At 69.9% G+C, this 8,223-nt stretch carries 7 protein-coding genes and 1 pseudogene; 7 read left to right on the forward strand and 1 reads right to left on the reverse strand.

Annotated features, from left to right (window positions below):
- The 5 genes and pseudogenes from I53_RS07595 to I53_RS07620 all read left to right on the forward strand — a co-directional run.
- Positions 1–338, forward strand: a pseudogene (locus I53_RS07595) (branched-chain amino acid ABC transporter permease); the annotation flags it as partial.
- A gap of 23 nt (positions 339–361) precedes the next feature.
- Positions 362–1,348 carry a branched-chain amino acid ABC transporter permease gene (locus tag I53_RS07600; RefSeq protein WP_043348651.1) on the forward strand — a complete coding sequence of 329 codons (987 nt, stop codon included), beginning with the start codon at positions 362–364 and terminating at the stop codon, positions 1,346–1,348.
- Between the two features lie 237 nt (positions 1,349–1,585).
- Positions 1,586–1,888: a hypothetical protein gene (locus I53_RS07605; protein ID WP_244538817.1), complete on the forward strand. Its 303-nt coding sequence runs from the start codon at positions 1,586–1,588 to the stop codon at positions 1,886–1,888.
- Between the two features lie 63 nt (positions 1,889–1,951).
- Complete coding sequence (gene mutL, locus I53_RS07610; protein ID WP_043348657.1) at positions 1,952–3,898, forward strand: DNA mismatch repair endonuclease MutL; 1,947 nt, start codon at positions 1,952–1,954, stop codon at positions 3,896–3,898.
- Between the two features lie 215 nt (positions 3,899–4,113).
- Positions 4,114–4,881 carry a glucose 1-dehydrogenase gene (locus I53_RS07620; protein WP_043348661.1) on the forward strand — a complete coding sequence of 256 codons (768 nt, stop codon included), beginning with the start codon at positions 4,114–4,116 and terminating at the stop codon, positions 4,879–4,881.
- A gap of 48 nt (positions 4,882–4,929) precedes the next feature.
- On the opposite strand, the gene I53_RS07625 is transcribed toward I53_RS07620, so the two are convergent.
- Positions 4,930–6,477 carry an AMP-binding protein gene (locus tag I53_RS07625; protein WP_251982252.1) on the reverse strand — a complete coding sequence of 516 codons (1,548 nt, stop codon included), beginning with the start codon at positions 6,475–6,477 and terminating at the stop codon, positions 4,930–4,932.
- Between the two features lie 333 nt (positions 6,478–6,810).
- On the opposite strand from I53_RS07625, the gene I53_RS07630 reads away from it, so the two are divergent.
- Positions 6,811–7,350 (forward strand): phasin family protein, encoded by a 540-nt coding sequence (locus tag I53_RS07630; RefSeq protein WP_043348669.1) that lies wholly within the window; start codon positions 6,811–6,813, stop codon positions 7,348–7,350.
- A partial coding sequence (locus I53_RS07635) for an alpha/beta fold hydrolase (RefSeq protein ID WP_043348664.1) occupies positions 7,347–8,223 on the forward strand: 877 nt, incomplete at its 3' end. The genes I53_RS07630 and I53_RS07635, both read left to right, overlap by 4 nt.

Genomic DNA, 8,223 nt, shown 5'->3' on the forward strand with positions numbered 1-8,223 from the left:
GACGCTCGTCCAGGCCTTCGGGGTGAACGTGCCGCTGTTCCTGACGCTGACCTACGGTTTCGGCGTCGCGCTCGCAGCTTTCGCCGGGGTGCTCGCCGCGCCGATCTACTCGGGTGAACCCCAACATGGGCGCCGACATCATCATCGTGGTCTTCGCCGTGGTGGTGATCGGCGGCATGGGCTCGATCATCGGGTCGGTGATCACGGGCTTCGCCCTGGGCCTCGTCGAGGGGCTGACCAAGGTGTTCTATCCGGAGGCGTCGGCCACCGTGATCTTCGTGATCATGGTGCTGGTGCTGCTCGTCAAACCCGCCGGCCTGTTCGGGCGCACGGCCTGACCGCGAACTGAGGCTCGACACCCATGGCCGACACCGCCGCCCTCGAGGCCGCCCCGATCGCCGCCGCGCTCCCGACGAGCCGGGACGACAAGGCGCTCCATCGCCTGATCTTCATCGGCATCGCGCTGCTGCTGATCGTAGCGCCGCTCGTCCTGTACCCCGTCTATCTGATGAAGGTGCTGTGCTTCGCGCTGTTCGCGCTCGCCTTCAACCTGCTGCTCGGCTACGGCGGCCTGCTGTCCTTCGGCCATGCCGCCTATTTCGGCATGGCGAGCTACCTCTGCGCCTACACGGCCAAGCAGCTCGGCTTCACGCCGGAACTGGCAATCCTCAGCGGCACGGTGACGGCGGCCCTGCTGGGTCTGATCTTCGGCGCCTTGGCGATCCGCCGGCAGGGCATCTACTTCTCGATGATCACCCTGGCGCTCGCCCAGATGGTGTTCTTCTTCTCCCTGCAGGCGAAGTTCACCGGCGGCGAGGACGGCATCCAGGCGGTGCCCCGCGGAAACCTGTTCGGCGCGATCAGCCTCGCGGACGACCGGGCGATGTACGCCGTCGTCGCCGTGATCTTCATGGCGGGGATGCTGCTGATCTACCGGATCATCCACTCGCCCTTCGGGCAGGTGCTGAAGGCGATCCGCGACAACGAACCCCGGGCGATCTCCCTCGGCTACAGGGCGAGCCAGTACAAGCTCGCGGTCTTCGTCCTCTCCGCGACCCTCGCGGGACTCGCGGGCTCCACCAAGGCGATCGTCTTCCAGCTCGCCTCGCTCACCGACGTGCACTGGTCGATGTCCGGCGAGGTCGTGCTGATGACGCTCGTGGGCGGCATGGGCACGGTCTTCGGACCGATCGTGGGGGCCTTGGTGATCGTCACCATGGAGACCTACCTCGCGCAGTTCGGGGCCTGGGTGACGATCATCCAGGGCTGTGTGTTCGTGCTCTGCGTGCTGCTGTTCCGGGAGGGCATCATCGGGCTGATCGCCCGGGTAATCCGCCGGCCGTTGTAGCGCCCGCACCGTCACCGGAGACGGACTGACTAGGGTTCCGAAGATGCGGGCGCATGGCGTCGGGCTGCATCACGGCGAGCCGAAGATGCGCGGCTTCGCAGGCGGTCTGCGTTTCCGACGTCGCGCGGTGAGCATTCGTTAACCAAGACCGCCCACGCTGACGCCTTGACGCTGCCAGGGGGCGCTATGACTCAGGACCGGACGCTCAGCATCGACGATCCCGCCCTCGAGTGCCCGGTGGCACCGGACGTCGTCGGTCGTCTGATCAAGGCCGATCCTGAGGGCGCGGTCTTTCTCCTTGAGGGCATCCCGGAGGCGACCCGGGCGCGGCTCGCGGTCTGGCTCTACGGCCGCAGTCACACCCATGCGATCGGCGTTCGCGTTGCGTCGACCTGCGACGGTGCCACCCTGCGGCGGACGGCAGGCGTCGTCGGCAACGCATTGTTCGACCTGTCGCGCCGGCCCCAGGTGGCGACAAGCCAGGGGACGCGCAGCGGCGGCGGCCGGATTTCTCTGGGCGGATCGCTGCGCCGCGCCTGATTCCCAGTCCGCACTGCGCAGCGTGATTGGATCACCGCGGCGCAGGGACTATTCTCCGTGGCGATGTCCACCGCCCTGAACGCGCCGTCCGTCCGTCGCCTCGACCCCGTGCTCGTCGATCGCATCGCGGCCGGCGAAGTCGTTGAGCGTCCGGCCTCTGCCGTGAAGGAGCTGGTCGAGAATGCCATCGATGCCGGGGCCCGTGCCATCGAGGTTACCATCGAGGCCGGGGGACGGCGGCTGATCCGGGTCGTCGATGACGGCCGTGGCATGACGCCGGACGACCTTGACCTCGCGGTGGAGCGGCACGCCACCTCAAAGCTTCCGGGCGGCGACCTCACGGCGATCGCCACCCTCGGGTTCCGCGGCGAAGCGCTGCCGTCGATCGGCGCGGTGTCGCGGCTCGCCATCGTCACCCGGACCCCGGATGCCGAGGCCGGGGCCAGCCTGACGGTCGAGGCGGGGCTGAAGGGTCAGGTCCGTCCGGCACCGGCGCAGCGTGGGACCCGGATCGAAGTGACCGAGTTGTTCGCCGCGACACCGGCACGGCTCAAGTTCCTGAAATCGGACCGGGCGGAGAACACCGCCGTCGCCGAAACGCTGCGCCGGCTTGCCGCGACGCAGCCCGGGATCCGCTTCACCCTTCGCGCCGATGCCGGGCAGCCGCTGGTCCTGCCCGCGGAGACCGGACCCGAGGCGGAGCTGCGCCGGCTCGCCGCTGTTCTGGGGCCCGACTTTTTCGCCAATGCGCTGCCGGTCTCCCTGGCCCGGGAGGGCTTTGCCGTGACCGGCCATGTCGGCCTGCCGACCTATCATCGCGGCGCGGCGACCCATATCCACCTTGCCGTCAACGGGCGCCCCGTGCGCGACCGGCTCCTGCTGGGCGCGATCCGCGGCGCCTACGCCGACACCCTGGCCTCCGACCGCCATCCGGTGCTCGGCCTTTCCATCGCGTGCGACCCGGACCGCGTCGACGTCAACGTCCACCCGGCCAAGACCGAGGTGCGCTTCCGTGAGCCGGGCCTCGTGCGGGCGCTGATCGTGAGCGCGATCCACGACGCCCTGCGCCGCGGCGGCGCCCGTTCGGCCACCACCGGCGCCGCGCGGACCCTCGACGCCCTGCGCCCCGCCGGTCCGCCGCTCGCGACCCATAGCGGCGCTGCCGCCCCGAGCCTGTTCCGACCGACGCGACCGGGCCTGTTTCCGGTGGGCACGCCGTCGGTCGCGGCACCGTCAGGCTACCGTCCGCAGACCGCGTGGCGGGCGCCGCAGCCTGTGCCGGCCGCGCCGGCGGGATTCGGCGAGGCTGCGCAGGCCGTGTTCGCGGGCCCGGATCCGGCCCCGGTGTCGGCGCCGCCCCAGGCCGATATCCGCGTGGCCGACGATGCGACGGAGACGCTGGATCATCCCCTCGGCGCGGCCCGGGCACAGATCCACGAAACCTACATCCTCGCCCAGACCCGCGACGGCCTCGTCATCGTCGATCAGCACGCCGCGCACGAGCGGCTCGTCTACGAGCGGATGAAGGCCGAGCGGGAAACGGGCGGCATCGCCCGCCAGGGCTTGCTGATCCCCGATGTGGTCGAGATGAGCCCCGAGGAGGCCGACCGGCTGGTCGCCGCGGCGCCGGACCTCGAGCGGCTGGGTCTCGCCATCGAGGCCTTCGGACCGGGGGCGGTGCTCGTTCGCGAGGTGCCGGCCGCGCTGCTCGGCGCTTCGACTCGCGACCTCGTCACCGACATCCTCGACGCCCTGGAGGCCAGCGGCGACGAGGAGGGCGGCGTCCCGGCTGCGGAGGGCGGCCCGCTCGGCCGGCGCCTCGACGCGGTCCTGTCGCGCATGAGCTGTCACGGCTCGATCCGCGCCGGGCGGCGGCTGCGACCGGAGGAGATGAACGCCCTCCTGCGCGAGATGGAAGCCACGCCCAATTCCGGGCAGTGCAACCATGGACGTCCCACCTCGATCGAGCTGAAGCTCGCCGATATCGAGCGGCTGTTTGGCCGCCGATGAGGTGAAGGCTTCGCCGGTCTGGCTGGCCTACCGGGCAGGGGCGGTCCAAAAGAACGGTCGATGCCTCGGCGCGAAGACCGGGGAGCCGGCGGCCGCGGATCGCCGGTGCATGCAGGGGAGGCGCAGAGCCATGACCGATATCCTCATCACCGGCCCGTGCCGCGACGCCGAACGCAAGCGGAGCGCGGCTCCGGCCGTCGCGTCGGTGCGCTGAGATGACGGGCCCATTCGATCTCGCCGGCCGTCACGTCCTCATCACCGGTGCCTCAAGCGGCCTCGGCCGTCACTTCGCCGGAACTCTCGCCCGCGCGGGAGCCCGCCTGTCGCTGGGGGCCCGCCGGGCCGATGCCCTCGCCGAAACCGTCACCCGCGTCGCGTCCGAAGGCGGAGAGGCCCATGCCGTCGTCATGGACGTCACCGACGCCGCGAGCGTCGAGCGGGCGCTCGATGCCGCTGAATCGCGGTTCGGACCCGTGGCGGTCCTGGTGAACAATGCCGGTGTGACGGCGACGAAACCGGCCCTCGATCTCGACGAGTCCGACTGGGACACCGTGCTTGACACGAACCTCAAGGGGGTTTGGCTCGTGGCTCAGGCAGCCGGGCGTCGCATGGTCCGACACGGCGCGGGCGGCAGCATCGTCAACATCGCCTCGATCCTCGGGCTGCGGGTGACCGGTGGACTGGCGCCCTACGCCGCCTCCAAGGCGGCCGTGGTGCAGCTCACCAAGAGTCTGGCACTCGAATGGGCGCGCCACGGGATTCGGGTGAACGCGCTCGCTCCGGGCTACATCAAGACCGAGCTGAATGACGCCTTCTTCGAATCCGACGCCGGCAAGGCGCTGATCAAGCGCGTGCCGCAGCGTCGGTTGGGCGAGGCGGCGGAACTCGATGGGCCGCTGCTGCTGCTCGCCTCGGATGCCGGCGCCTACATGACCGGCAGCGTCGTGGCGGTCGACGGGGGCCACCTCGTCTCCGGCCTCTAGGGGTTGCATGGTGACGTGATCCGTTCCGACGCGCCGGACGGGCGTGGCTCAGAGAGCCCGCGCCTGCTCGCGCAGGACGAACTTCTGGATCTTGCCCGTCGACGTCTTCGGCAACGGTCCGAACACGACGGTTTTCGGCACCTTGAAGCGCGCCATCCGCTCGCGACAGAAGGCGATCAACTCCTGGTCGGCGGGTTCCGTCGCGCCAGGCTTCAGCTCCAGGAAGGCGCATGGGCTCTCGCCCCAGGTCGGGTCCGGCTTGGCAACGACGGCGGCGAGCATCACCGCGGGGTGCCGCATCAGCACCTCCTCCACTTCCAGGCTGGAGATGTTCTCACCGCCCGAAATGATGATGTCCTTCGCCCGGTCCTTGATCTCCACCGACCCGTCCGGGTGCCAGACCGCGAGGTCCCCGGTCCGGTACCAGCCGCCCGCGAGCGCCTGCTCCGTCGCGTCCGGGTTGCCGAGATAGCCTTTCATCACCGTGTTGCCACGCAGCCGGATCTCGCCGACCGATACGCCGTCGCGCGGCACCGGCGCGTCGGTCGCCGGGTCGGCGACGCTTACGGCCTCCAGGGTCGCCAGCGGCACGCCTTGACGGGCCATGCGGGCGTATCGTTCGGTTTCGGGAAGGTCGGCCCAATCCGGCTGTGCCAGGCAGACCGTCGCGGGCCCGTAGCTCTCGGTGGCCCCGTAGAGATGCGTCACCTGGAAGCCCAGATCCTCCATGTTGCGGATGATCGTCGAGGAGGGCGCCGCGCCGCCGACCGCGCAGCGCACCGTTTGCGGGAACGGCACGCGGTCGTGGGCCGGCGCGTGGGCGATCATGGACAGGACGATCGGTGCACCGCACAGATGCGTCACCCGGTGCTCGGCGATCAGCCGGAAGATGGACGCCGGCTCGACCTTCCGGAGGCAGACCTGCGTGGCGCAGGCGGCAACGCTGGCCCAGGGATACGACCAGCCGCTGCAATGGAACATCGGCAGCGTCCAGAGATACACGCTCGCGTCGGTCAGCCCGAAGGTCACGGCGTTGCCGAGAGCCTGGAGATAGCCACCGCGATGGCTGTAGACGGCGCCTTTCGGATCTCCGGTCGTTCCCGACGTGTAGAGCAGGCAGAGCGACTGCCATTCGTCCTCTGGACCGACCCAGGCATAGTCCGGATCGCCTTCGGCGAGCAGGGAATCGTAGGGCACAGCCCCGTCGATGCCGGTCTCGCCGATCGCCACCACCAGGACGGGCTCGGCGAAATCGGCGAGCGCCCGCGCGGCCAGCGCGGCGTACTCGGCCTCGACGATGAGCGCCCGGGCTCCGCCGTGCCGGAGCGAGAATGCGATCGTCGCCGGGTCCAGACGGGTGTTCAGCGGATTGAGGACCGCGCCGAGCATCGGGACGGCGAAATGCGCCTCGATCATCTCGGACACGTTCGGTGCCAGGATCGCGACGGTGTCGAGCGATCCGATGCCCCGACCGGCGAGGCCCGCGGCGAGGCGGCGGCAGCGCCCGTACAGGTCCGCATAGGTGAAGCGGCGGCTTCCGTCGATGACCGCAATCCGTGCCCCGCATGGGGGGGCGGCGCGCGCCCACAGGCTCACCGGGGTCAGCGCGACGTATTTGGGTGGCCCGCGGCCGGAGCCCGACCTCGAACGGGTGGCGGCCGGCCTCGCGAAGCTCGGCGGGGATCGGTCCGGTCCTCCACCATCGAACTTGCTTGCCTTCTGATCGGGCGGTGAGCTTGGCGTGCGCTCCGTGCGACAATGATTTCGCGGGCCGTCACACCTGTCATTTGCGATTGCCGTGACAGCGTGGGCCGCGCGCGGATTCTGTTACCGGGCGCGATTGACGGGAAGACAACCCTGTCGGATGCCCTATCCTTGGCCGTGCGCGGCCGAGGCCGGATGCGATCGTCCGATCTGCGGGAGACGACAGTGGGGAACGACAACCTGCCGGTGGTCTCCAAAGAGACCGGCCGCGCCATGGCCGAGAGCAGTGTCGCCCGGGCGCGCGAGGCGTATGAGCGCTTCGCCGAGGCCGGCGAGATGGCGCTGAACGCCTTCGAGGCGTCGGCGGCACAGAGTTTCGAGGGCTGGCGCGCGGTCATGGGCTCGAGCCGCGAGACCGCGCACAATCTCGCCGATCGTCATGCGGCCGGTGCCCGCACGTTGCGCGAGCAATGGGACGATGCCGGCGCGCGGCTCTACAATGCCGTTGAGGACAACGCCGTCCATACCATGGCGGCGATGCGGGAGATCGGCCACCGGATGCTCGTGGCTTCGGACACGAATGTCCGTGCGGGCCTCGATTTCGCGGACCGCCTTGCCGCGGCAGCCGATGCCCGCGAGGTCGTGGCGCTGAACATCGCGTTCCTGCAGGAGCAGGCGCGTCGGCTCACCGACCAGATGGTCGACCTCCATCAGACGGCCAGCCGCCTCGCCCGCGAGGCCGCCGCGCGCACGGAGACTCCGTGACCGCCGCCGGCGCGGCGCCGGCTTCCGGACCCGAGACGAAGCTGCGGCTCGACGATCTGAGTCGCGCCGATGTGCCGTTCCGGACAGGCCATTTCCAAGCCTATGCGCCGCACGACTTCCATCGCATCGCTTACGTGGAATGGGGCGAAGCGGACAGCCCGCACGTGGTGATCTGCGTGCACGGCCTGAGCCGCCAGGGTCGCGACTTCGACGCGCTCGGCTATCGGCTGGCGAAGCTGGGCTACCGGGTCGTCTGTCCCGACCTGCCCGGGCGCGGTCTCAGCGGCTGGTTGAAGGATCCGGAACTCTACGGCCTGCCGCAATACGCCGCCGACATGGCGGCGCTCATCGCGCATCTCCGGGTTCCAGGGAAGATCGACTGGGTCGGCACCTCCCTCGGCGGCCTCACCGGAATGGTCCTGGCCGCCGCCGCACGCTCTCCGATCCGCCGGATGGTGATCAACGATATCGGCCCGTTTCTACCCTGGGCGCCCATCCGCGAGATCGGCTCGCGCCTGCGCGACGCGCCCCGGCTTCACCATAACCTGGCCTCGGGCGAGTCGCGCCTGCGCACGGTGCTGGGCGCATTCGGACCGCTCACCGACGAGCAATGGCGCCACATCGCCAAGTACAGCTTTCACCAAGTGCCGAACGGCGGCTGGCGGCCCCATTACGATCCCGGGATCGGCGACGCGTTCCGGCCCGGCCGAGTTTACAGTGTCAGCATGTGGCGCGACTGGGACGTCATAACCTGTCCCGTCCTGCTCCTGCGCGGAGAGCATTCGGACTTGCTCCTCGCTCCGACCGCCGATGAGATGACCCGCAGGGGACCTCCGACACGGCGCGTCGAGATCCCCCAGTGCGGCCACGCGC

The organism is Methylobacterium sp. B1 (assembly GCF_000333255.1).
In the GTDB taxonomy this organism is placed as follows: domain Bacteria; phylum Pseudomonadota; class Alphaproteobacteria; order Rhizobiales; family Beijerinckiaceae; genus Methylobacterium; species Methylobacterium fujisawaense.

Excerpts from the sequence above, each read along its gene's own strand:
- mutL (WP_043348657.1), top strand. The coding sequence starts at position 1,952 with ATGTCCACCGCCCTGAACGCGCCGTCCGTCCGTCGCCTCGACCCCGTG.
- I53_RS07600 (WP_043348651.1), top strand. The coding sequence starts at position 362 with ATGGCCGACACCGCCGCCCTCGAGGCCGCCCCGATCGCCGCCGCGCTC.
- I53_RS07620 (WP_043348661.1), top strand. The coding sequence starts at position 4,114 with ATGACGGGCCCATTCGATCTCGCCGGCCGTCACGTCCTCATCACCGGT.